The following is a 24,475-nucleotide window of genomic DNA, read 5'->3' on the forward strand; positions in this document are numbered from 1 at the left end:
TGATTTGATTTTGAAGGATAACTCCTGATTACTCAAACTAAATTTAAAATAATGAATAAATTATCTATACATAAAATATTATTAGGCCTGCTCACATTACTCATTGTTTCGTGTGGAGACTTAGACCTGAAGCCTGACAACCAAATTACTTCAGATGTAGTTTATGATGACTTCAACAACTACAAACTTGTATTGGCCAAACTTTACGGTGGTTACGCCCTAAGTGGACAGCAAGGTGGTGGTGGTGATGGTGATATTGTAGACCTTGATGAAGGTTTCTCTAATTACCTCAGACTTTATTATAACCTACAAGAATTAACTACTGATGAAGCGGTTATCGGCTGGACTGATGGCTCATTAGTTGATTTAGTAGAGCTAGAATGGACCTCTAGCAATGAATTCATAAGCGCCATGTACAGCCGTATATACTTTCAGGTAGCTGTAGCTAATGAGTTTATTAACGAAATGGCGGATAGCAAGCTAGATGCCCGGGGTCTTACGGATGCACAAAAAGCTGAGGCGAGAACATTTAGAACTGAAGCAAGGTTTATCAGAGCTCTAAGCTACTGGCATGCCATCGACATGTTTGGTAATGTTGCCTTTGTAACAGAAGAAGATAGAGTAGGTGACTTTTACCCTGAGCAAATCAGTAGAAAAGACTTATTTTCTTATATTGAATCTGAACTTAAAGATATTGAGTCTGATTTAGTAGATGCTCGTCAAAACGAATACGGTAGAGCTGATAAAGCTGCTGCATGGACTTTGTTAACAAAGCTATATCTCAATGCAGAAGTATACACCGGTGAGGCTAAATACACAGAAGCTATCACCTATGCGAAAAAAGTTATAGATGCAGGTTATCAGTTAGAACCGAAATTTCAAAACCTATTTCTTGCAGACAATGATAAGGCTGACGAAATCATATTCTCTATCAACTTTGATGGTTTCCGCACGCAATCTTATGGAGGTATGACATACCTTATTTTAGGTTCTATTGGCGGCAGCATGGACAGAGACGAATTTGGTGTATCTGATGGTTGGAGTGGAATGAGAACTACAGAAAACATTGTAAACTTATTTTCTGACATTACTGGAGAGACTGACTCAAGAGCTATGTTCCACACCGATGGACAGACCCTTGAAATCAACAACCTTACTGTTTTTGGAGAAGGATATCCTGTTACTAAATTCAAAAATGTTACTTCAGATGGACAACCTGGCTCTAATAAAGCCAACAGTTTCCCTGACACAGACTTCCCTATGTTTAGATTAGCAGATGTATACCTTATGTATGCAGAAGCGGTACTTAGAGGAGGCACCGGAGGTGACGCTGCAACAGCACTAGGTTACATCAATGCGCTAAGAGAAAGAGCGTATGGTGATGATTCAGGAAACATTTCTGCATCAGACCTAACACTAGATTTCATACTTGACGAAAGAGCTAGAGAATTGTGCTATGAGATGCACCGTAGAACAGACTTGATCAGATTCAAAAAATTCTCATCAGGTAATTATGCATGGCCGTTTAAAGGCGGAACAGCACAAGGAAGAAGTGTAGCATCATTCTATGACTTATTCCCTATTCCATCAGCTGCCTTATTGGCAAACCCTAATATGAAACCAAATGATGGTTATTAATTAATGGGTTTTTCAACATTAAAATTAGATTACAATGAAAATTAAGTATTTATATATCATTGCCTTTTTCATCACTGTTATCACTGCATGTGAAAAAGATGAAGATCAGGCTGTTGCTTCAACATCAAGTATTCCTACTTTTAGTGCTACAGCAACCGACTTTATTTTACTCGAAGATGAAGCAGAAAATGAAGCTGTAACATTCAGCTATTCCTCTGCCGAATTTGGTTTTTCTTCAGCTAAAAGCTACGAAATACAATTCAGTGACACTACTATTTTTGATGATGCAAGAAAAGTGACAGTAGACACTTCAATGCAAAAATCTTTTACAGTAGCGGAGCTCAACAGCATTTGTACTCAACTAGGCCTTGAAGCCGAAAAGGCTAGCGATGTTTATGCTCGCATACGTGTGTTCGCTTCTAATGACTTAGAAGTGTTTTCTGAAGCTATAAAATTACAAGTTACCCCATATCTATCATCTACTGAATCTTTATATGCTGACTTATATATGGTAGGTCCTGCATCTGAAGCTGAGTGGGATGAAAGTACGGCTACTCCTATGTTCAGAGAACTGCAGAATAGCTTTGTTTATACTTTCACGGGTAATTTCAACGCTGGTGAATTAAAGCTATTAGGCAACCAAGGTGCGTGGCAGCCTCAATGGGGCTCAGCTGGAGAAAACCAATTAGCTATTCAAGAAACGGGAAATGATGATCAAGTAGCGGGAATTACAATGTCTGCAGGTTATTACTCTTTAACGGTTAACATTCAAAATATGAGCTATAGCATTACTGAATTTGATGAGTCAGAGGCTACTGATTATTCTGAATTTGGAATTTCAGGAGACTTTAACGCTTGGAATGCTATTGAACCTATGAGCAACACCGAGCTTAACCCTCACGTATGGTCGTTAACAACGGAGTTCACTGAGTTTACTAAAATCAAGTTTAGACCTGATGGTGAATGGTGGGGAACCACTGCTGCTGACAAGACAGCACTATACGCCAATTCTAGCTCATCAGGTGCTGACATAGAAGTAGAAGCAGGCAAGTACCTTATCAGGTTCAACGACCTATCTAAGAAGTTTATATTTTTAAAATTATAATAGCGGAGGTATGAATAAAAAGATAAACAGGTATTATATAGGCATCACTTTCATTTTAAGTATGTGCCTATTCATGGGTTGTGACGATGACTTATCTCCATCTCAAAAAGAACGAACTGCGCTAAATGACTTTTATTTTGGAGCAGACCTTTCGTATACTAATCAAATATTAGATCATAATGGTGTTTTTAAAGACAATGGAGCGGCAGCATCACCATACAAAATATTTGCAGACCATGGGGCCAATGTAATTAGACTAAGGCTTTTTCATTCTCCTGAATGGACTAAAACAGTATACAGCCCTGCAGGAGAGCAAATGTACAATGACATAAAAGATGTAGCGAAATCTATAGAGTTAGCTCATAGCAATAATATGCAAGTGCTTTTAGACTTTCATTATTCTGACACCTGGGCTGATCCCGATAGTCAGGATGTGCCAGAAGCATGGAAAAGCATCTCTAGCATAGATGTATTATCAGACTCTGTATATCAATATACTTTCAACACCATTACTTACTTAAAAAATAAAGGTCTTACTCCTGAATTTGTGCAGGTAGGTAATGAAATAAACTGTGGAATGTTATATGGTAATGACGAGAATGAAAACTTTCCTACTGCGAGCAGCTGTGATAATGAGTGGAGTAATTTAGGCAAAGTCCTTAATGCTGCAATAGAAGCTGTAAAAGCTGCTGATGAAGTAGCCACACCTAAAATTGCATTGCATGTGGCTGACCCTGCTGACATGATCGCTTTTACAGGAGATATAATCAATAGAGCCAAAGTAAGTGATTTTGACATCATTGGATTTTCTTATTATCCACTATGGCATACAACTATTGCCCCTGATGATTTAAGCACTACAATTGCTGAAGCAAAAAGTAGATTTGGTAGAGATTTAATAATGGTAGAAACGGGCTATCCATGGACTGACCAATGGGATGACGACTACGCCAACCAGCTAGGAGAAGATCCTTTAGAGGGGTATCCATTTACTGAAGAAGGTCAATATAACCTACTGGTAAAACTTACCCAAGAAGTTAAAGATGGTGGCGGTGCAGGCATCATTTACTGGGAACCCGATTGGATAACGTCTGATATGAAAGATCTTTGGGGAACAGGGTCTGCATGGGAAAATGCTACATTTTTTGATTTTGACGGAAATACCATAAAAGGAATTTCCTTTATGGAAGCATCGTACAAATAGTTTCATTTACAATGAATAATAACAGCCTTTCGACCTTTCTTTAAGTGGTTGAAAGGCTGTTTTTTTATATACAAAATACACTTTATGAAAATACGCTTACCTATAAAACTCATAATCGCATTGTTGTGTATTGTATGTGGCTCAGCTCACATTAAAGCACAAAACAACAACCCTGTCTACATTGATAAAGAAGGGATAATGCGGTGGTCTCACAACAATTCCGAAGCACTATTTTTTGGTGTTAACTATACTACTCCATTTGCCTACGGATTTAGAGCCAACCAAAAATTAAAAGTTGATGCAAAAACCGCCATAGACAAAGATGTAGAGCATATGGCCAGAATGGGCATCAATGCTTTCAGAGTACATGTTTGGGACACAGAGATTTCTGATTCTCTGGGTAACCTAAAAGTGAATGAGCACTTAGACTTATACGATTATCTATTGGCCAAGCTCAAAAAACATCACATCAAAGTAGTGGTAACACCTATAGCTTTTTGGGGAAATGGCTATCCGGAAAAAGATGAACATACAGGTTCTTTTTCTGACATATATGGCAAAACCAAGGCATTAATTACTCCAAAGGCCATTTCTGCTCAGGAGAATTATTTAAAGCAGTTTTTCAATCATGTCAATAGTTACACCGGCACCACATACCAAGACGACAATAACATAATAGCTGCTGAAGTTAACAATGAGCCCAAGCACTCTGGAGCCGGAACAAAAACCACAGCGTACATTAACTCCATGTATGATGCTATTAAGAGCACTGGCTGGAGTAAGCCTATTTTTTATAACATCAGTGAATCCTTCAGCTATGCAGAAGCCATTACCAATTCTAAAGCCGATGGATATAGTTTTCAGTGGTATCCTGTTGGGCTAGTGGCAAACCACACTCAAAAAGGCAATTTTTTGCCCAATGTAAGCCAGTACTTAATTCCTTTTGATACTTTGCCGCGTTTTCAAAAAAAACCGCTTATTGTTTACGAATTTGATGCAGGAGACATTGATGGATCATACATGTATCCACAAATGGCCCGAAGCTTCAGACAAGCTGGTTTCCAATGGGCTACACAATTTGCATACGATCCTTTTTCTACAGCATACGCCAATACGGAGTATCAAACACACTACCTCAACCTTATATACACGCCACATAAAGCTATAAGTCTAATGGTAGCTAATCAGGTATTCAGAAAATCTAAAATGCCATTAAATGATAAGGATATCACATTCAACAGCGATTATGCTCACAATGTAAGCGAATACCATAATGATACCTTATTTTACTACTCTAACCATTGCAAAACCCCTATTTCTACTACCAATAAGCTAAAGCATATAGCTGGGGTAGGTAATTCGTCAGTAATACAATATAGTGGCACTGGAAGTTATTTTTTAGATAAGATTAACAAAACACAGTGGAGACTGGAGGTAATGCCTGATGCCATAAGGGTAAAAGATCCTTTTGAAACAACATCACTATCCAAAACTGTTACTACCATTAGCTACAGAGATAATGACATTTCAATCTCTTTGCCTGATTTTAAAAGTGAGTACTACGTTTTTAACTTGAGTACCAAGCAAAGCCAACAAGTTAGTGATACATGGAAAGTGGCTCCTGGAGCGTATATCATAAGCAAGAAAAAGATTAATCCAGACAAAATCCCTAACACTTTTGGTGCAAACCAGCTGGCCACGAATGATTATAACATGGCTCAAGAAAAGCAAAATGATTTACATGTTTATCATTCAAGCCCTGAAGCGACTACTATTACCAACCCTTTATCTATTGAAGCTACCATCACTGGTTTAGCTGATGGTGATAAAGCCGAGTTAATTATAGAGACGCTTTCTGGCCAATATGAAACAGTTACTATGGAGGAATATGCGCCTTACCATTTTAAGGCTGAGTTATCTCAATTAATAACAGAACCTGCTATTGTTAAATATAGAATTGTCATCAATAAACCAGGAGGTACTTACACTTTCCCTGGGCAAATTAAAGGCAACCCTTGGGCATGGGACTTTTACAATAAGCAATACTGGGTGTTAAAAGTATTGCCTAATAAAGCTCCTCTTCACTTATTCTCTCCTGCCTCGGAGGCCAACAAGCTAAATATATACCCCAATTTATGGAAGCCTGAGGACAAGAAGGTTTTACCGGTTTCAGACTTAGAAAGCCAATTGATATTAACTGATAATTCAGCTTCGCACCCTATAATTGCTTGCGAATTGTATATTGGAGATAAAATAGAGCAAAATAAATTAACTATTTCAGATACTGATAAAATTAGCTTTAGTGCAAAAACGTGTGAAAGCTGCTCTATAAAAGTTATTCTTATTGACAAAAACGGTAATGGCTATTCCCATGAAGCATTAACTGATAATGGCACAAGCTTTAATTTAACCATCTCAGATTTCAAACCTGATCAGCATGTGTTATTACCAAGACCTTACCCTTCTTTTCAGGCATTATGGTACCAAAACCAGGCACCAAGCCATAAATTGAAAGTTCAAGAGATAGATAAAATTCAGGTAATAGCCGAAAGCAAAAACGGTAAGTGTTATTTGATTTTGAATGATATGTATTTAAAAAATAAAAGCCTTTAGGTTGAAGGCTTTTATTTTTTTCAAGTTCGGTAACTCGAAAGAGAGAGTTTACTATATTAATTTATAAACTGTAAAGTTCATTTATATTTGGGAAGGAAGGTCTAACATAAACTTAGTGCCTTCCCCTTCCTTACTTGTTACTTGTATAGTTCCATGCAACTTTTCTACTGCTTTCTTAACTATAAATAAGCCAAGACCATTACTATTCTTGTGCTGGTCAGATTTAAAGTGAGCATCAAAAATATAAGGAAGCCTTTTTCTTGATATTCCTATTCCATTATCTCTAAATTCTATCTGAATGCCTTCTTCGGTTTCAGTAACAATAACGTTAACACTGCATTGTTCCTTATCCGGACACTGATATTTAATTGCATTTTCGAAAAGATTTTGAAGAATAGATTCTACTACTGCTCTAGATGCATAGAACGGATTCTCTACATCAACTGTTACATTAAACTCCACATTATCAAATCCTTCTGCCAAAGAAAATGAATCTTGAATTTCAGCAATCATAGATTCAAAGTCAATTTCCTCTGCTTTGTTAAGAATATTTCCATTCTCATACATATTCAATGTGTTGGTAATTTTACTCTCCAGTTTATCAACACACTGAGTAATCATAGATAAATACTCCTTAACTTCTTCATTAGTTATATTACTATTAGCCAGCTGCACTATTCCTTTCAGTGAATTCACTGGGCTTTTTAAATCATGTACCAATTGGTTAAGTTCAAGGTCCTCTTGTTCTGCCTGCTGAATGTTATTAGTATCAAATAAATAGTTTGACCTTTTTCTTTTTTTCGCTGCCTCTCCTACCCTGCTAACATCAAACGATGCTGGTGTAGAAAAATTTAATACGGCACTATTCACATATGGCATAATTTCCTGAGTTTTGGTCTTCTCCCTCTTCTTATGCTTATAACATGCCAAAAGCAAAAAGCGCAATTTCAAACGATACATACTCGATTCGTGAAATTATAGTAGTGGAAATGATACCACACTTTGCCTACTTGTAGACACCACACCCCAAAAAAAAAGCTGCTTCCCGATCTTGCTAAATCGAAAAACAGCCTTAAAATGCTTTTATTAACTATTACAGTCCCAGCACGTCTACTCCTTGCTCAAATACAATATCAACCGGTATTTTCTCTTCGGTCAACCTATTTAGGTCATTTTGAAGTTCTTCGCTTATAATTGCCTTTTCTTCTACTAAATTACCTACACCTGCATAGTCTCCATCTCCTTGAAGCATTAATATTTTTTCTGATAACGCATTCATAGCTGCCTGCATTTTATCATAGTTTACCTTGTAAGTTCCAGTGGCTTCATCTCTTGTAAAAGCGCCCTGTTCTTTAAAGAAATTGAACCTAATCATATTGGCCTTACCATGAGCACTGGCAGCACCAAACCTTACCGACCTAAATATGCTAGCCATAAAAGTAGTATAGTAATCTACCAATTCACCTTTTATTTCACCTGACTCATGGAGTTTGGTAATCATGTAAAGGCCTAGAATATCCGCCTTGCCCTCTTCTAATGCTGAAGCATTTTCTTTTAACGCTTCTCTCACCGACCCTTTACCATTAATAGTATTTTTAATACCCAAACCATGTGCTACTTCATGAAACATAGTGTTAGTAAAAAAAGCATTAAATGAAATATGCTCTCTTTGACTCTCATCTATCAAAACACTTGCTATTGGCACCAATATCTTATCGAATTTAGCCTGCATAGCATTTTTAAGCTGAGATCTTCTTGTTCCCTTCTTAAGCTGCACTTCTTCATCATTAGGCAAGTTGACTGCTATAGTTTTACTTCCTGCATTGCAGTCGCCTGCATAATAAACCACATCGTAAGCAGCTAGTTGAGAGTCTGTACCCGGTGTTTCTGCTTTGTACTGATCTGCTACTGGCAACCCTTTCTGCAACTCAGGCAAAAGTGCGGCATACTTAGCCAACCTCTCGCTCCACTCCATATCCTTTACCAAAACGTATGCTTCATGCGAAGTCCTGATTCCATAAAGCTGATCCTCATAATTCTCTATCGGACCTGCGATGATATCAAGCTGATTAGTCTTCATATCCATCCATGCAATATCACTATCATAATAAGCGTCAGTAAGAAAAGCTTCGGCTCTTAGTTGCAAATAATGCTTCAATTCGGCATTATCAGCATACGCTGCGGCTTGTTTTAATAGGTCTGCTGCTTTCTCTAACTTTTCTTTAAACATGGTATGGTAAGGCACTGCTGTTAGCTCACCCTTCTCACCTCTTCTTATAAAAGTATAAGCTGAGTTTTTACCCTCTAGCTCCACCTCATCAAACTCTTGCTTGGTCATATCTACTGGATAAAAGTTAGCGCCTGCTGGCTTCTCTCCTACACCATCGATAAATGGTGCATTTCCATCTAACCGATCCCAAGGACCATAATTTATCTTTGCATATTGTACCGCATCGCTATCCTTTAGCACTTGCAGTAATGAGTCTTTTTTGCCATATGCTTCGTACCAGAACAATTCATCCATAATTTCTCCTACTTGGATAAACAGAGGAATCATCTTTTTCTGGTTATCGGACAACTTAGATACATCTGTGGTTAATTTCACTGAAGTGTAACCACTTACCAATTCAGCATATTTACTTGAATCTGCATCCATCAATACTTCATGATCTTTTTGCTCTTCCTTTTTGGCAGTACAGCTACTTAGCAAGGCAATAGCCAATGCTGTGCTTAATATTTTGTGCATGATAATTTATTTTATTCCAATCTTCGACCTTTCGAAGAAACTGCTGCAACATTAAAAAATCCCACTGCCTTTTGCGAAGTTTCTGGTGTTAAGTTCACAATGTTAGTAGGCACATTTTCTAATGGCTCTGCAAATATTTCACTAAAGCCACCATCTTTATCTATTTGCACCTGCATTTCTTCTAAAAATCGATATGCATCATTAGAAATAGAGTGTATTTCTACATACAGAGAATCGCCAGACACATAGGGCACGTATTCATCCTCATCTTCATTAAGCGGAGTCACTGCACTTTGTATGGGCTGTATAAATACCAAACCGTCTAGCTCACCAGTGCTACCAAAACCAGCATCATATGCATAATTTAAATCTCCGGGTCTGTTTAAATACTTTCCATTTTTGTAGGCTTTTATCCAATAAGAATCACCTACACCTTCATAATCTTTGGCCACAAATTCGCCATAATAGCCCTCAGGTTGAAAAGCATTTCTCTCTTCATAAAAAGTATAGGTGATAGAATCAATAGGTGGCACTCTGTTCATCCTTGAATATGACTCATACTCATCACCATCAATATTGATATAAAGCTTATATGTATGGTTCATTTCTAATTTCATAGATGAATTACTAGGATCCCAAGTATATTTCCCGTCCACTTCCAGGTCTTCAGTAAACTCAAAAATTTCACCTGAAACAGAGTCTTGCAAATAAACTTCTGCCGAAGATACCCCCTCAGGTATTTCTGCTTCAAAATATGGCTGCGATTGGGTAAGTGTTATTACCTGTGGTTGTAAAAGGTTATTAACCCAGGCATCTACCACCAATACAGGCGGAGCATCATTTAAATTTAAAGAAACTTCATCCTCACATGAAAAAAACATGCAAGCCACAGCTAATGTATATATTATCTTTTTCATTGATGATCAGAATTTAAAGTTGTAAGAAATAGCAGGTATTGGGGCGCCAACTATAGAAAATCTATAAGCCATAGTGTTAATAGGGTCCGCAGGCATAGTATAGCCATCTTGCTGAGCAAAATAAATAGAGAACGGGTTTCTTCTACCATAAACGTTATATAAAGAAATAACCAGCTCATCAGTATTTCTCCTTGGCTTACCGTTTCTCTCCCTTTTCATTTGTATTGTCATAGAGAGATCAAGCCTATGTGTGGCAGGCACTCGAAGGCCGTTTCTAGAATCATAATAATCATAAGGTATAACAAACCCCTGCTGGGTAATTCTAGAAGTAGGTGCTGAAAATGGCGTACCCGTAATATATGTGAAATTAGCAGAGGCTGATACTCTTTTACTAACTTCATAACTTCCGAAAAGCTTTAGGTTATGGGTTTGATCATACCTGGTTGGGTACCAATCTCCCTTATTAATGCCGTCAACCTTAAGCTCTGTTTTCCCTACTGTATAACTCACCCATCCTGTAAATTGCCCTGCCTTTTTCTTAAGGTTAAACTCTACACCATAGGCTCTTCCTATACCCGCTACCACATCGCCTTCTAATAGTTCATTAATAAATAAATCTGCTCCTTTTACATACTCCACCTGATTGTCGTTATCGCGGTAGTAGCCTTCCATTGAAAATTCAATATTATTAGAGTTTCCAAAATTTCGGAAATACCCCAATGCATACTGAGTTCCTAACTGAGGCTTAATATTATTGGTACTAGGCGACCATAAGTCAATAGGAGTTGATGCTGCCGTGTTCGAAATAAGGTGTATATACTGGGCAGTTCTGGTATAACTGGCCTTAACAGATGATTTACCTATCTGATATTTGATAGAAGCACGTGGCTCCCAGTTGTAATAATCTTGAATCAACTCCCCCTTATCTGCCGATGTTTCGCCTACAAGCTCTTTTCTCTCACCAGGCTCTGTAGGAACAAAATCATACACTTGTCCTGGTCCAAAATATTGAAATCCAGAAAAACGAAGCCCATACTTCAATGTCAATTTATTATTGACTTTCTGGGTGTTATCAACATAAACAGCACTTTCTAAAGAGTACTTATTATCTAAACTTATATCTGTGGGCACCCCATCTGAAACACCTAAAGCTTCTGCTGGTTTAAAGTTATAGTAAGTAGATTCACCTCCTATTACCAGCTCATTATCCTTATTTAAGAAATAATTAAAATAAGGTTTAAAAGTATAGGTAAGAATTCTTGAGTTCCAATCAAATTTATCTCTATCATCGTCTCCAAAAGAGAAACCATAATCATAAGTACTTACAAAGAAAGAGAAGTTGGAAAATAAGCGTTCGTTAAAAAGGTGGTTCCACCTTAAAGTACCAGTAATACTTCCCCAGTCAAAGCCTTGGTCTTCATCAAATTTAAACACATCACGACCAAAGTACCCTGATAAGAAAAACTTGTTTTTATCGTCTAAGTTATAATTAAGCTTGGTGGTTAAATCATAAAAATAAAGCGTAGCATCTCCGGTGAAAGGCTTAGCCAACACATCAACATAAGAGCGCCTACCCGCTACTAAAAATGAGGCTTTGTCTTTCTTTATAGGTCCCTGTACAGAAAGCCTGCTAAATACAGTACCTATACCACCGGCCACTTCCATCTCTTTGCTATTGCCTTCTTTCATTCTCACATCTAAAATAGACGCCAAACGACCTCCATAGTTGGCAGGAATTGCCCCTTTTATTAGCTTCACATCCTTCACTGCATCTGGGTTAAACACTGAGAAAAACCCAAATAAGTGTGATGAATTGTAAACAGGAGCATCATCTAATAAAACTAAGTTTTGCCCTACAGATCCACCTCTTACGTTAAACCCTGACGATCCTTCACCTACAGAGCTCACTCCAGGCAGCATTTGAATACTTCTCAATACATCTGTCTCGCCCATAAAAGCAGGGATTTTCTGAATGGTTTTGATATCAATCTTTTCAGTACTCATCTCTACACTTGAAACGTTAGCATCATCTGCCTCTCCCGTAATCACCACCTCTTGAAGCGCGGTGGTCTGTCCACTAAGTTCTAAGTCTTTTCTAACATTACCTTTAGTAAGATCTATCTCTTCTTTAATAACGTCATAGCCTACATAGCTATATACCAAAGTATATTTACCGGCAGGCAAAGTAAGAGAATAGAAACCATACACATTGGTAGCACTACCTGACTGAGTCTCCTCTACGTAAATAGTAGCACCAATCAATGCTTCGCCATTATCAATGTCTTTTACATAGCCACTTATGGTATACTTCTGCTGCGCCATGGTAAGCGTAGTCAAAAGACTACAGAAGCATATGAGGCTAAAGATCAACAAGTTTTTGCTGGTCATGAGTCAATAATTAAGTTATAGTATAAGTTTGGTTATTGTTTTAAAGATAAAAGTGTACTGAATGCTCACTTTGCCTCAAAATAAAGGCGTCTGTTTACAAACTGAAAGTAATTCATGTTTAGTGGTAAATGTGATTGCCGAACTCATTTCTAGCCGTTTAATATGTACTACAAATCTAAGAGAAGTTACCTCTACCACGGCCCACTGAATTTATTGACGAATAACGGATATTTTTATTTTAATAATCAAAGAATAAAATTAATTCTTCTTTATTTTACCCAAATCTTAAGCTATGAACTATCAACCCCCAAAGTTTTATTTCTCTTCGCACCTTGAAACCATTTTACCCGCTATTTTAAGGCAGGTAAATGATGTTAATTATAAAAGAGAGCGAATTAACACTCCTGACAATGATTTTCTAGATCTAGATTGGCTACAAAAGGGTAATGATAAATTAGTTATAATTTCACACGGCCTAGAAGGAAGTTCTACTCGACCTTATATCAAGGGTATGGCTCGTGCTTTTGATCAAGAGGGCTTTGATGTATTGGCTTGGAATTTTCGGGGCTGTAGCAGCGAAATCAACCACCAACTTAGGTTTTATCACAGCGGAGCCACCGATGATCTCGATTTTATCGTAAGTCATGCTATAGAAAAAGGCTACAAAGACATTACGCTTATTGGTTTTAGTCTTGGAGGCAACCTCACATTAAAATACCTAGGAGAAAAATCAAACGAAATATCGCCATACATTACTAAAGGCATAGCATTTTCGGTACCACTAGACCTTGCTTCTAGCTGCAGTAAAATAAGCGAAAACTCAAATAAAATATATGCCGTTCGTTTTTTACGCAACCTTAAAACGAAAATAAGATTAAAAGCGGCTGCTATGCCGGGTAAGCTCTCTATCGAAGATCTTGACAAAATTAAAACCTTGCAAGAGTTTGATGAACGCTACACCGCCCCGCTGCATGGGTTTAAAAATGCTACTCATTACTATAATAGTTGTAGCTCTATTAATTTCTTAGCAGATATAAAAGTACCCACCTTAATAGTTAATGCTAAAAATGACCCCTTCTTATCAGAAGAGTGCTACCCAATTACGGAATTAGACAATCATCCTTATATCATTTTTGAGACCCCTGAAAAAGGTGGGCACGTAGGCTTCACCGAATTTAACAAAGAGAAACGGTTTTGGTCCGAAAAAAGAGCGCTATCATTTGTTAACCCATGATGTAGAATATTACCAAAATATGAGGCTAGCTCCTTTTTTTTGTTAAATTAGCAATATCATGGGAGACAGATACACCATAACCGCTACACCCGACCAACTAAAAGATAGGTTCAATGTAGAAATTCCTGAGGCTTATACGCCTCGTTATAATGCGGCTCCATCACAGATACTCCCTATTATTATTCAAAATAGTAAAGGGGTTTCTTTCTTTTACTGGGGGCAAATGCCTGAATGGGCTAAAAACAAAACTATAAGCAATAAACTAATATTTGCCGAACAGGAAACCCTAACCCGTAAAGCATTATCTAAACAAGCTTTAATGACGCGCAGGTGCATTATTCCTGCCGATGGATACTATGACTGGAAACAAGTAAGTAAAAAAGGTAAAATCCCATACCGATTTGTTTTCAATGAAAAGCTCGTTTCTTTTGCCGGCATTTGGGAAGAGTTTGAGAATGAAAAAGGTGAACCTGTGCATACCTTTAAAATAATTACCACCTCAGCCAATAGCACTGTACAATCTGTGAACGATAGAATGCCCGTCATTTTGGATGAAGAAAAGGAAAGCATTTGGCTTAAAGACACCTCTTCTGAAGAGGAGTTGATGGAACTTTTAAATGTATATCCATCAGAAAAAATGGGAAGTTATACCGTTTCTCCCAAAATCACCGATCCTCATGTAGATGATGAATCATTAATAGAACCCATGGCTCCTGCCGATCAGTTCGGCAACTATTCTTTATTTGACTAATTCTGGTTTTACCTAGCTAATAACGTACTAATGACTTTCAGTAAGTTTTGTATCTATATTTGTTTTGCTGCTTTATTTAATACTCTCTCGTATTCTCAAATCAATGCCCAAGACAAAAATGACCTTTTAAATACCGCTTACAAAACACTCTCTAAAGGAGATACATCATTGGCCATACTCCAGTTGAGGTTTACCTTAACAGAATACCCTCAAAGTTATATGGCTGCGGGTTATCTGTCAGAAATAGCTTATGAACAACACCAATTTACCCAAGCAATTGCTTACTGCAATGTGGCGCTAGATATTATAGACAACAAAATTGAAGCAATCCAACAAGACTCAATAAAAGAGATGAGCCTACAGATAGCTTCTCCAGCAGATCAATTGCCTGTATATAGAATAGCAAAAAGTAATATGCACCATTTAAAAGGTAAAATAAGGCTGGAACAACAGAACAGAGGTGAGGCTATTAGTGAATTTAAGAAATCGCTTGAGGTATCTACCTCTGCAACAGTACTTACAAGCTTGGCTTTAGTGTATTTAGAAATTGGATATAGCTATGACGCCATTAAACTATTGCACCAAGCTACTGAGTTCACGCCTGATGACGATAACTTATACCTGAACTTGGGCAACGTATTTAACAAGCTAGATAGAGCCGATAGCGCGCTTTATTATTACAACAAAGCCACTACGGTAAACCCGAATTCAAAATGGCCTTATTTATATGCAGGAATTATTAATACAAGACAAAAGGCGTACGATAGTGCATTAACAGACTACAACCATTTTATATCTTTAGACAGTAGCAATGCGGAAGTTTATTTTCGAAGGGCTGTTTTATTTAGCGAGCAGCGTCATTGGGAATCTGCTATTAAAGATTGGGATAAAGTCACTCAACTGACCCCAAAAAGTGCCGATGCTTGGAGAAATAAAGGTTTAAGCTACTTTCAGCAAGGAAATTACGAAGCGGCTATAAATTGCTTCGATAAAGCCATTGAATTTGGTAGAGAACAGGCCTATACCTACATTAATAGAGGCTACAGCTATTATTTACTCAACAAGCCCGAAAAAGCACTGGAAGACATTAACCAAGGCCTAAAAGACTTGCCTCGCTACGAGTTAGGCTTTTACTTCAGGGCTCTAACTCATCTGCAATTAAAAAACAAGCAACAGGCCTGCGAAGATGCCAATTTGGCCATTTCTCTAGGAATGAAAAAAGAAGAAATGGATAAGCGTTTGCTCAAAAAGTGCTTTTGATCTATCAACTCATTAAATAATTACAAAACATTCAATTTCAGGCGTTTGTTAAACCTAACAAACATTAGTTAATTTTAGCTATATTTGCTCATTTAAATATAAAATGACCATGAAGTACTCAAAAATCAAGGGTTTAGGGCACTATGTACCAGAACGAGTTGTGACAAATGATGAGCTATCTCAGATAATGGACACCAACAACGAATGGATAGTGGAAAGAACTGGTATTAATGAAAGGCGTTTTATTAATCCAGAAAAAGATACTGTAGCAAATATGGCTGCAAAGGCAGCACATATGGCCTTGGATAGAGCTAATCTGAAGACAGAAGACATCGACTTTATAGTATTTGCTACCATCACCCCAGACTATTTCTTCCCAGGCTCTGGAGTACTACTACAAAGAGAATTAGGCCTAGAGTCTATTCCTGCTCTTGATATAAGAAATGCATGTTCAGGTTTTATATATGCACTTTCTACAGCTGATCAATTTATAAAAACAGGCATGTATAAAACTGTGCTCGTAGTAGGTGCAGAAATACAGTCTACGGCTCTTGATTTAACTACAAGGGGAAGAGGAACAGCCGTAATATTTGGAGATGGCGCTGGCGCGGCTATACTTCAGACCTCTGATGAGCAAGGCATTTTATCTACTCACCTACACTCAGATGGTAGATATGCCGAAGAGCTGTACATAAAAGACCCAGGAAGCAGCAGATCTAACGAAGAAAGGCAACCAGACCAAATACTTGATACCACCACTTTTAAGGTGCATATGAATGGAAATATGGTATTTAAACATGCCGTGGTAAAATTTCAGGAGGTAATCATGGAAGCGCTCAACGCTAATGACATGAAAAAAGAGGATATAGATTTACTTATACCTCACCAAGCAAATCTGCGCATAAGCAACTATATACAGGAAACACTTGGATTAGCAGACGAAAAAGTGTATAATAACATTATGAGGTATGGAAATACTACTGCAGCATCCATTCCTATAGCACTAAGCGAAGCTTGGGCTGAAGGAAAAGTAAAAGAAGGAGACGTAATATGCATGGCTGCCTTTGGTAGTGGTTTTACTTGGGCCTCAGCATTAATCAAATGGTAAAATAATTTATGAAAACAACATTATATAATCCCAGTCAATTAGAAGTTGAATTTGCACAAGCTATAGAGCATGCAAAGGAAAAAATCCAGAAGAATTTACCCGGCAATGAAATCATAAAAATTGAGAATTTCATGCAAGAAGAAAATCCGTTGGTTAAATTTCACTTATTAGATAATGACGGAGATCCACATGAAATTGTGCTCAAAGTAATTCAAACCCCAGACAAGTTTTAATTTGTTTTCAGAAAAAGAACTTCAATACCTTTCAGATTCTGACTTTCTATTAACCAAAAGAGCTATTACTGATAAAATCATAACGCTCTATTCAGATCTGGAAGGTATTTTAAAAGAAGAAACAAAGCATTCGAACCTTACCTTCCCCCCTCACTGCCACACAAATGCAGGACGCATTAGTAAAGGTGATAACTTTTTAGGACTCCCCTACACTGTTTTGGATTACCCAAGACTGTTTACCAAAACTTCAATATTTGCCTACAGAACCATATTCTGGTGGGGAAACTTCTTTAGCAATACATTGCACGTAGAGGGTGATGCCATTGCTTATTTGCCTAAACACGTTATTGAACAACACAAATACCCGCTTTACCTACAAACTGAAGGAGACAGCTGGGACCATAGCCTTAGAAATGCACAGCAAGTACCCACCATAAACATGAGCAGCTTGCTCAGCACCAAGCCCACAATGGTGAAAATTTCTCAGTCAATACCGCTCTCTCAAATTACAGAGGTAAAGACCGCATCAGTAGAATTTTACAAACATCTACTGAATTTACCTAAGTAAATAAAGCTTCCCATATCCATTTTTAAATGCTTTATCAGCAGAGGTATCTCTGTGGTCTATTGACTCACCATTTTGCCTTATAAACACTTTATACAAATAGACTCCATTAGCCAACTGGTCTCCGTATTCATCTCTTCCGTCCCAGGCATAATCTGATATGTTATTACCAATCCGCAGCATCCCCAATTCATCTTGCGTTATTTCTCTTACCACCTTACCTGATACAGTCATAATCTGAATCTTAACCTGATCAGGAATAACACTGCCAGTCAAAGTGTAAACAAACCTAGTACTGCTACTAAAGGGGTTGGGGTATGGGTAGAAATTAGTGATAGTGGATTCATTAATCACTTCAAAATTAATCTGATAAGGTTCTGCACCACTATCATTACCACTAGCATCCTTAGCATCTATACGTAAGGTATAAATACCATCAGTCAGCTGCTCTGGTCTAAATTCTATTTTAAAATCATTTTTTTCATCTGCCGGATACCATTTGACCTTATCCGAAGAAAAAGAAACTCGCTCAAAAATACATTCTTCACATGGCCTTTTTAGAAACACATTAAAATCAGCTGTATCTTTCTTAAACACAAACTTATTCTCGTCTTTCAGCACTATTGATATCAGTGGATTAGGAGACACAATATCTCCATCAATAATATACCTTCCATCAAAAGCAACATCAATTAAAGGGTTAATTTTATCGTCTTCGATAAGCAGGTATTTAGATTTATCAAATACATTATTATCATAATACTGCTCCACCACCTCTCGAGGATTCACAAATAGATTGAAATCATTGTCTCCTGCTTTACCCAATGTATTAATGGCCAAATCAAACTTTGTAGTATCTCCAGGCACAGGGCTTAATATTTTAACTCTGTCAACAAATGAGGTACGGTTATCTTGATTGAACAGGGTATACTGCACATTGATAGAGTCAGGAAAAGCATAGGTACTTATATTTTTAAAACCATAGGCTCCCTCAAAAACATCCCCTTCAGCCTTCTCCACTTGTGTAGGCATATCTTCAGGTAATAGCAATATTCCTTCTGGCACTCCACTATAAAGCACCTGCCATTTTACAAGCTGCGCTGAAGTTAAATTATCTTCATCTGCTGACCTAAACACCAACTTCAGCTGAGGATATTGTTGGGCATCTATATCTGTTAAATCTTCAACTCCCACGACCACATTAGTCTTCAACATCTGCTCTTGCCCATCAAGGGTAAGCCCAACTACATCCACCGTTACCACGTCTGTCTGTGGTAGTTCCGACACTTGAATAGATGTAATTAACGACACCCAATCCGAGGCAGGCCCTACAATAGTTGAAGTCATGCTTCCTGTAGAATACACACCAGTAACCGCATCTAACAAGTTAATTTGCTGTTCATTAGCCGGTGTCAACGATGTTCGCACAGTTTTAGCTGTGCCCGGTGTTCCTCCCTTCCGACCTAAGAGAATAAATGGTTCGCCATTTTGAAGCGTGGCCAGGTCTGTAGCAGAAGCTCCCAACTCCTCCATTTTGCTTCTAACATTAGCCGACCAGTCTCCTAGCCTAGGGTTGCCAATGGAAAACATTACTACAGAGTCTCCTTCATTAATACTATTTATATATTGAACTAAATCATTAGCTCCCGATTCTAATTCAGAAAAAGCAAAGTTATTTATTACTTGTGGTTGCCGGCCGCAGCCTCTGGCTGCTATCCCCAAATAAGGAACTGTAGAATTTTTATCAAATGCGATCAGAGCCACGGTATTATTTCTACAGTTATACCCATTATTGATAATAAATTCGGTATCATTTAACTTTACAGAAATATCAGAATTATTAGTACCACTGGCTGATCCATAAGTAGTAATATTAAGATTTAATTGATTTTGCTCAAACCGGATTCTCTTCGCCTCCTCATCTAGTTCCAACCCTGTAAGTTGATTATTTGTAAGCTGCTCTATTCTACTTTGTGACCAACCTGTAGGCCCGTTTTTAATATAAATAAAGCTGCTGACCACCCACTCATCACTTTCACCCTCTTTAGGATTGGCAAATTTAGACCTCCAAAAATATACTGTGCTGTCATTAGCAGAGACATCAGCAAGCAGCTCTGTTTTCCAACTGGCTAAAAGCCTGGCATTAATAGTAGTTTGCTTCCTAAAAGCACTATTAAATTCATTCGTAGTATCTATTTCAATAATAAAATCTCTATTATCAGATTGTAAATCGCTGGCCTGCACTAACAATTCCACAGGCTGCGTATTAACTATTGAATAATTTACAGGAAACAAGTTTTGAGTACCAAAAAGGGGAATAAATATGCTAAACGATGCTGAGTTATTAGTTTCGTCAAGTTCTGAAATCTCAGAAAAATAATCAATATCCACCATAAATTGGTTGTTACCAAATACATTATCTAGCCTATTATCAATTGTAAAATGGAGGGTATCTTGGTAGAGTACACTTTTAAAAGTAGAGTCATAAGTAAGTGTAGTGTTATCTGTTAATATGCGAGTCACATGCACCGTTAGCGAGTCAGGTGTAGTTTTACCAAAATTTCTAACTATGATATTCATATCCAGTGAGTCTGATTGGGCAGATACCGGATCATCGTTGAATGACTCTACATAAATATTATTATTATTAATTTCAAAGTCAGGAAATTGAGCTCCAAACAAAGCATGAGCAGGATCTCCTACTAATATCATCTGCTGCACTTGAGTTACATTGGCCGGAGTAGCCGCTGCAGTAGACATATACCTTCTGCCCAATTCCTTTTTGATATCTCCAATAGGCTTTTTAATAAAAACCGAATCGCCATAACCAATTTCATAAAACAAATCTGAGTATCGCTTTATCCTATCAGTAAAACCATATGAGCTATGTGCTATAAAGCCTATCGCACCTTTATCAGCAGCCAAAATCCAATCTTCTCCAAAAAGAATATTAGCATTAAAAAACTGCCCTACATTACACCCATTTATTAAAAAGGTAGGGTACTTACCTGGATTATTATACCCCAACACAGGATCACTAACATAACCAATATCAATATCAATGATAGAAGGAGCTGAATGACCATAAAAAGTGACCATATTCAATCCTTTATTCACTTCATCAGCCACATTGATCAACTCCACCGTGCTGCTTGTCTCCTTACTTATAGTGGCCACCTTACCTCCTAAGAAGTTATTAGTAGCTACTGCAGCAAACTCATCTACATAACTTTTAAAAAGGCTCAGCTCATAGGCCCTTATACCACCACTAAGGTGCAATAAGTTTTTTCTCCACAGCGCATTAAATGGCTGAGCTTCCATTTCTTTCACCTTATTAAAATAATTGGCTACTTGCTGACTATTAACAGCCGGTAGCCTACCCGTAGAAACCGCCTCTTCTACTCCTGCTCCTGCAAGGCCTGCTGTAAATAGAATATCAGAAGCTGGATTACCGGCTGTAGGCACCAAATCTCGTATCTGATAGGTGACTCCATATTTTGTTACGGAGAAATAACCCGCTGTATTCCTATAAAAGTTAACATCAGGATCCAATCCTTTACCTATAATAAATAAGTATTCAGGATCACCATTATTAACCATGTAGCGCATAAAGTTGTAAACAGCCAGCGGAGAAGTTTCTCCATAACTGTACTGATTGTACAACGTTTGCATATTTACCACCAAGGTATCATAATTACCGCCAATAGATGAAGCCCTGTAGGCAGCATAGGCTGCTACGGGATCAGCATAAGCCCCTCCTGACTTTCTTAAAAACTTATTGGTTATAATAATATAGTTTTTACCTGCTGCATTGATGTTTCTAATTGGCGCTTTAGTAATTTCCGGAGTGATGTATTGAGCCGCTCCTCTTAACCACAAACTGCGCGCTGTAGCTGTATTATTAACTACCGCACCAATTTTACCGGTCAAGTTCCTGTGGCCTACAATCACGATATTATCAGAGTCAGTAATATCATACAAAGTAGGTGAAGTGGGCACATTAGTTATTTCTATATAAGACTTGTTATTACTGGATGTATTAAGTTGAAATAGCTTCGACTGACCTTGTGCATTAAAAGACTGAGGGTAAATTAAACGCACATAAGACGTACTAATTCTATCATTACCCCCATTAACTCCAAGGTCACTGACCCTAACCGTTAAGGTTCCAGAAGAAATGTCAGACCAATTAATAGAAGAAGTAAACTTATAGGCGTTATACTCATCAAAATTAACTGTACCTAACGAACGCAGTGCGCCTGCATTTCCTCCCACCAATATCTCTACAGCATGACTAACATCATCTCTCCCTACCAACAAAACCTCCAAGGTCGGAGTGGCACCTGAAGTGACCTGATTACTGATTCCTGTAAGAGAGTAGTCAATAGTTTGCCCCTCTTGTATTAGCTGACCTGTCCAACCTTCACCATAGTCAAAATAGCTATATTTAGTTACATCAGAGGCATTATAACTTAGCCCTGGTGAGTACTGATCAGTATTAATTTTTATAACAGCATTATTATGAGCAGCCTCAGTTGGCAGCGTAAGGTTATTTTCAAAGAAATTGACCATTCTCTTACCATTAGTCCCTAAAGCGCTATAGGTTAAAAAGTAAGCTGTGGTGTCAGTATAAATATTATAATAATTATGAGGTTGAGCTTCTTCGGGTTGATACAGCAACTTATCTAACGTACCATCATTTTTTTGTCCATAAAACTCTATGTAATCCGTAGCGTCAAAAGATGCATCGCCCTGCCCCTCCACATAAATGGCCTGCTCTACTCCTCTATGAAAAATTTTTATTTTTCTAGGGTCTAATGTAGCAATAGAGATGCCGGCACCTGCCAAATCAGCCCTTGTTAGCCTATAAATGCCATCCTTAGCTACAGGTATTCTATAATAGCGGTTATTGTAATCTATCCACTCATCGCCATAATCCTGTGCATTTACCCCTTGACAGATAACAAATAGTATTAAAACGTATAGTAGCTTTTTCATCATTTCTTATCTAGCCCCGCCTTTAGTGAAAAAACATTTGAATAAAGAGATTCTGACTGATCTCCTATATCCGTAAGTGCATAATCAATGGTAATAGATTTGATTTTCACCCCCATTCCAAAATTAGTTTGATAAGATTTTGAAGTGCTACCGTCAAAATCTTTAATATCTTGCACATTACCCAGTCCCCCTCTTAAGAACACCATCTGCTTGTAGTCCAATTCAAGCCCAAATGCAGGCTCTATAGATGCAAAATTTGATTTTATTACTGTATTACGTTTTCCATCAAACGTAGAAATCAAATCTATACTGGCAAGCACCCCAAAATGCTCTTTTACAGGAAAATAGCGTCCAACACCCAAAATAGCCTTGGGTAGTGTTATTTCCACTGAATTTTCAGGAATAATATTACCAGTTTGCGTATACACATCTACTATTAGTTCAGTATTATGACTCCAAGCATTAAAAGTACCTGTAATGTCCCTTAACATTAAACCAAACTTCCACCCCTTGAATTCCATTTTAGCCCCTGCATCTAGCCCAAAACCCCAAGCAGTGGCAAAATCTCCGGCTATCCGGTGTATCACCTTAAAATTAGCTCCCGTTTGCAGTCCATTAAGTACCGGAATCTTTCTAGCATAAGAGAAAAGAAAAGCATAATCAGCCGCAGAAAAAAAACGGATATTATCATAGTTGATAGCCCCATTGGCATCATATAAGTACCGTGTATCCGGTATATCATCAATAGCAAAGCGAATAATTGAAATCCCTAAATGAGATAGCGAATCGATAGGGGTTGCGAAAGCCGCATAATCATACTTAGCAATACCCGCAAAGTATTCTGCATGCATTAAAGAAAATTCATACTGATTTTTAATATCAAGAAGACCAGCAGGATTCCAATATCCTGAGGTAACATCATTAACTACTGACACCTGACTATTGGACATAGCCAGACCGCGAGCTCCTACTCCTATAGACAAAAATTCATTACTATACTTAGGAGCACTTTGCGAAAAGCCATTATAAACAAACCCCCAAATACATACCCATAAAAAAAATATCTTCTTAGTCATTAGCCTAAATCGATCAAAGGTATTTTCCAAATTACAATAGGATACCACTACACTCTCTGCTACAACACTCTATCCCCTATTTTAAAATTTAACTTACATTAAAAATTGCAGTAAATAAACTTATTAGGCCAAATATTTCACTTTGAATCTATTCTTCGAAAATAATTACATACAGTACCTTGCATTACAAAGTACCATGTAGTATAATTGCATTGTCAAAAACTCAAATAAAGGTGAGTAACTCCATTGCACATTAATGGAGTTACTCTATTTTGTGATTATATTTATTTATTGGTGCTATGAAGTTAGAAAACACTCAAGTGCAGATGAGAAAAGGCATCCTTGAATATTGTATATTAAATATTATTGCCAGAGGAGAGGTATATGCATCTGACATGTTAGAAGAACTGACCTCCGCAAAAATAATGGTAGTAGAAGGAACACTATACCCATTATTGACCCGCCTGCGAAAGGCAGACCTAGTGGAATATAAATGGATAGAGTCCCTATCCGGACCACCAAGGAAATATTATACAATAACAGAAGAAGGTCGTAGCTTTTTAAAAAGCTTAGATGAAACCTGGCAAAGCCTGGTAGAGTCTACCAATCTCATAAAATCTAAAAACAACAATTAATAAT

Annotated in this window: 17 protein-coding genes; 11 read left to right on the forward strand and 6 right to left on the reverse strand. The window is 37.6% G+C overall.

The features are described from left to right. Positions 1-51: 51 nt before the first annotated feature. From ACXACQ_RS20480 to ACXACQ_RS20495, 4 genes are all read left to right on the forward strand, one after another. Positions 52-1,638 carry a RagB/SusD family nutrient uptake outer membrane protein gene (locus tag ACXACQ_RS20480; protein WP_474977859.1) on the forward strand — a complete coding sequence of 529 codons (1,587 nt, stop codon included), beginning with the start codon at positions 52-54 and terminating at the stop codon, positions 1,636-1,638. Positions 1,639-1,672: 34 nt separating this feature from the next. Further along, the gene (locus tag ACXACQ_RS20485) at positions 1,673-2,743 is read left to right on the forward strand and encodes a SusE domain-containing protein (protein WP_474977860.1); all 1,071 of its coding nucleotides are present in this window, start codon (positions 1,673-1,675) and stop codon (positions 2,741-2,743) included. Positions 2,744-2,753: 10 nt separating this feature from the next. Then, positions 2,754-3,947, forward strand: coding sequence for a glycoside hydrolase family 53 protein (locus ACXACQ_RS20490; RefSeq protein WP_474977861.1), 1,194 nt, complete (start codon positions 2,754-2,756; stop codon positions 3,945-3,947). 84 nt (positions 3,948-4,031) lie between these two features. After that, positions 4,032-6,560 (forward strand): cellulase family glycosylhydrolase, encoded by a 2,529-nt coding sequence (locus ACXACQ_RS20495; RefSeq protein ID WP_474977862.1) that lies wholly within the window; start codon positions 4,032-4,034, stop codon positions 6,558-6,560. Positions 6,561-6,641: 81 nt separating this feature from the next. Here the strand turns inward: ACXACQ_RS20495 and ACXACQ_RS20500 are convergent, their stop codons facing one another. From ACXACQ_RS20500 to ACXACQ_RS20515, 4 genes are all read right to left on the reverse strand, one after another. Next, positions 6,642-7,520: a sensor histidine kinase gene (locus ACXACQ_RS20500; RefSeq protein WP_474977863.1), complete on the reverse strand. Its 879-nt coding sequence runs from the start codon at positions 7,518-7,520 to the stop codon at positions 6,642-6,644. 133 nt (positions 7,521-7,653) lie between these two features. After that, positions 7,654-9,306: a dipeptidyl-peptidase 3 family protein gene (locus ACXACQ_RS20505; protein ID WP_474977864.1), complete on the reverse strand. Its 1,653-nt coding sequence runs from the start codon at positions 9,304-9,306 to the stop codon at positions 7,654-7,656. 11 nt (positions 9,307-9,317) lie between these two features. Continuing rightward, the gene (locus ACXACQ_RS20510) at positions 9,318-10,223 is read right to left on the reverse strand and encodes a DUF4249 domain-containing protein (protein ID WP_474977865.1); all 906 of its coding nucleotides are present in this window, start codon (positions 10,221-10,223) and stop codon (positions 9,318-9,320) included. 6 nt (positions 10,224-10,229) lie between these two features. Beyond that, positions 10,230-12,611 (reverse strand): TonB-dependent receptor, encoded by a 2,382-nt coding sequence (locus ACXACQ_RS20515; protein ID WP_474977866.1) that lies wholly within the window; start codon positions 12,609-12,611, stop codon positions 10,230-10,232. A gap of 292 nt (positions 12,612-12,903) precedes the next feature. On the opposite strand from ACXACQ_RS20515, the gene ACXACQ_RS20520 reads away from it, so the two are divergent. From ACXACQ_RS20520 to ACXACQ_RS20545, 6 genes are all read left to right on the forward strand, one after another. After that, positions 12,904-13,845, forward strand: coding sequence for a YheT family hydrolase (locus ACXACQ_RS20520; RefSeq protein WP_474977867.1), 942 nt, complete (start codon positions 12,904-12,906; stop codon positions 13,843-13,845). A gap of 58 nt (positions 13,846-13,903) precedes the next feature. After that, positions 13,904-14,596 carry an SOS response-associated peptidase gene (locus ACXACQ_RS20525; protein WP_474977868.1) on the forward strand — a complete coding sequence of 231 codons (693 nt, stop codon included), beginning with the start codon at positions 13,904-13,906 and terminating at the stop codon, positions 14,594-14,596. A 30-nt stretch (positions 14,597-14,626) separates the two neighbouring features. Continuing rightward, positions 14,627-15,856, forward strand: a complete 1,230-nt coding sequence (locus tag ACXACQ_RS20530; protein WP_474977869.1) for a tetratricopeptide repeat protein — start codon at positions 14,627-14,629, stop codon at positions 15,854-15,856. A 109-nt stretch (positions 15,857-15,965) separates the two neighbouring features. Beyond that, the gene (locus ACXACQ_RS20535; protein WP_474977870.1) at positions 15,966-16,964 is read left to right on the forward strand and encodes a beta-ketoacyl-ACP synthase III; all 999 of its coding nucleotides are present in this window, start codon (positions 15,966-15,968) and stop codon (positions 16,962-16,964) included. Between the two features lie 8 nt (positions 16,965-16,972). Continuing rightward, the gene (locus ACXACQ_RS20540; protein ID WP_474977871.1) at positions 16,973-17,197 is read left to right on the forward strand and encodes a hypothetical protein; all 225 of its coding nucleotides are present in this window, start codon (positions 16,973-16,975) and stop codon (positions 17,195-17,197) included. A gap of 1 nt (position 17,198) precedes the next feature. After that, positions 17,199-17,765 carry a hypothetical protein gene (locus tag ACXACQ_RS20545; RefSeq protein ID WP_474977872.1) on the forward strand — a complete coding sequence of 189 codons (567 nt, stop codon included), beginning with the start codon at positions 17,199-17,201 and terminating at the stop codon, positions 17,763-17,765. Here ACXACQ_RS20545 and porU2 read toward each other — a convergent pair. Both porU2 and ACXACQ_RS20555 read right to left on the reverse strand, forming a co-directional pair. Next, positions 17,754-22,763: a putative type IX secretion system sortase PorU2 gene (porU2, locus tag ACXACQ_RS20550; protein WP_474977873.1), complete on the reverse strand. Its 5,010-nt coding sequence runs from the start codon at positions 22,761-22,763 to the stop codon at positions 17,754-17,756. The genes ACXACQ_RS20545 and porU2 overlap by 12 nt on opposite strands. Then, positions 22,760-23,836, reverse strand: a complete 1,077-nt coding sequence (locus tag ACXACQ_RS20555; RefSeq protein WP_474977874.1) for a putative type IX sorting system protein PorV2 — start codon at positions 23,834-23,836, stop codon at positions 22,760-22,762. Before ACXACQ_RS20555 ends, porU2 begins: the two co-directional genes overlap by 4 nt. A 299-nt stretch (positions 23,837-24,135) precedes the next feature. Here ACXACQ_RS20555 and ACXACQ_RS20560 point away from each other — a divergent pair, with 299 nt between their 5' ends. Then, the gene (locus tag ACXACQ_RS20560) at positions 24,136-24,471 is read left to right on the forward strand and encodes a PadR family transcriptional regulator (RefSeq protein ID WP_474977875.1); all 336 of its coding nucleotides are present in this window, start codon (positions 24,136-24,138) and stop codon (positions 24,469-24,471) included. Positions 24,472-24,475: the final 4 nt, after the last annotated feature.

The organism is Fulvivirga sp. AWR4_260, from assembly GCF_056158185.1.

What these genes read in the sequence shown, in the direction of transcription:
- ACXACQ_RS20495 (WP_474977862.1), top strand. Translation starts at nt 4,032, where the DNA reads ATGAAAATACGCTTACCTATAAAACTCATAATCGCATTGTTGTGTATT.
- ACXACQ_RS20485 (WP_474977860.1), top strand. Translation starts at nt 1,673, where the DNA reads ATGAAAATTAAGTATTTATATATCATTGCCTTTTTCATCACTGTTATC.
- ACXACQ_RS20490 (WP_474977861.1), top strand. Translation starts at nt 2,754, where the DNA reads ATGAATAAAAAGATAAACAGGTATTATATAGGCATCACTTTCATTTTA.
- ACXACQ_RS20540 (WP_474977871.1), top strand. Translation starts at nt 16,973, where the DNA reads ATGAAAACAACATTATATAATCCCAGTCAATTAGAAGTTGAATTTGCA.
- ACXACQ_RS20515 (WP_474977866.1), bottom strand. Translation starts at nt 12,611, where the DNA reads ATGACCAGCAAAAACTTGTTGATCTTTAGCCTCATATGCTTCTGTAGT.
- ACXACQ_RS20520 (WP_474977867.1), top strand. Translation starts at nt 12,904, where the DNA reads ATGAACTATCAACCCCCAAAGTTTTATTTCTCTTCGCACCTTGAAACC.
- ACXACQ_RS20560 (WP_474977875.1), top strand. Translation starts at nt 24,136, where the DNA reads ATGAAGTTAGAAAACACTCAAGTGCAGATGAGAAAAGGCATCCTTGAA.
- ACXACQ_RS20480 (WP_474977859.1), top strand. Translation starts at nt 52, where the DNA reads ATGAATAAATTATCTATACATAAAATATTATTAGGCCTGCTCACATTA.
- ACXACQ_RS20530 (WP_474977869.1), top strand. Translation starts at nt 14,627, where the DNA reads ATGACTTTCAGTAAGTTTTGTATCTATATTTGTTTTGCTGCTTTATTT.
- ACXACQ_RS20555 (WP_474977874.1), bottom strand. Translation starts at nt 23,836, where the DNA reads ATGACTAAGAAGATATTTTTTTTATGGGTATGTATTTGGGGGTTTGTT.
- ACXACQ_RS20505 (WP_474977864.1), bottom strand. Translation starts at nt 9,306, where the DNA reads ATGCACAAAATATTAAGCACAGCATTGGCTATTGCCTTGCTAAGTAGC.
- ACXACQ_RS20510 (WP_474977865.1), bottom strand. Translation starts at nt 10,223, where the DNA reads ATGAAAAAGATAATATATACATTAGCTGTGGCTTGCATGTTTTTTTCA.
- ACXACQ_RS20525 (WP_474977868.1), top strand. Translation starts at nt 13,904, where the DNA reads ATGGGAGACAGATACACCATAACCGCTACACCCGACCAACTAAAAGAT.
- ACXACQ_RS20500 (WP_474977863.1), bottom strand. Translation starts at nt 7,520, where the DNA reads ATGTATCGTTTGAAATTGCGCTTTTTGCTTTTGGCATGTTATAAGCAT.
- ACXACQ_RS20535 (WP_474977870.1), top strand. Translation starts at nt 15,966, where the DNA reads ATGAAGTACTCAAAAATCAAGGGTTTAGGGCACTATGTACCAGAACGA.
- porU2 (WP_474977873.1), bottom strand. Translation starts at nt 22,763, where the DNA reads ATGATGAAAAAGCTACTATACGTTTTAATACTATTTGTTATCTGTCAA.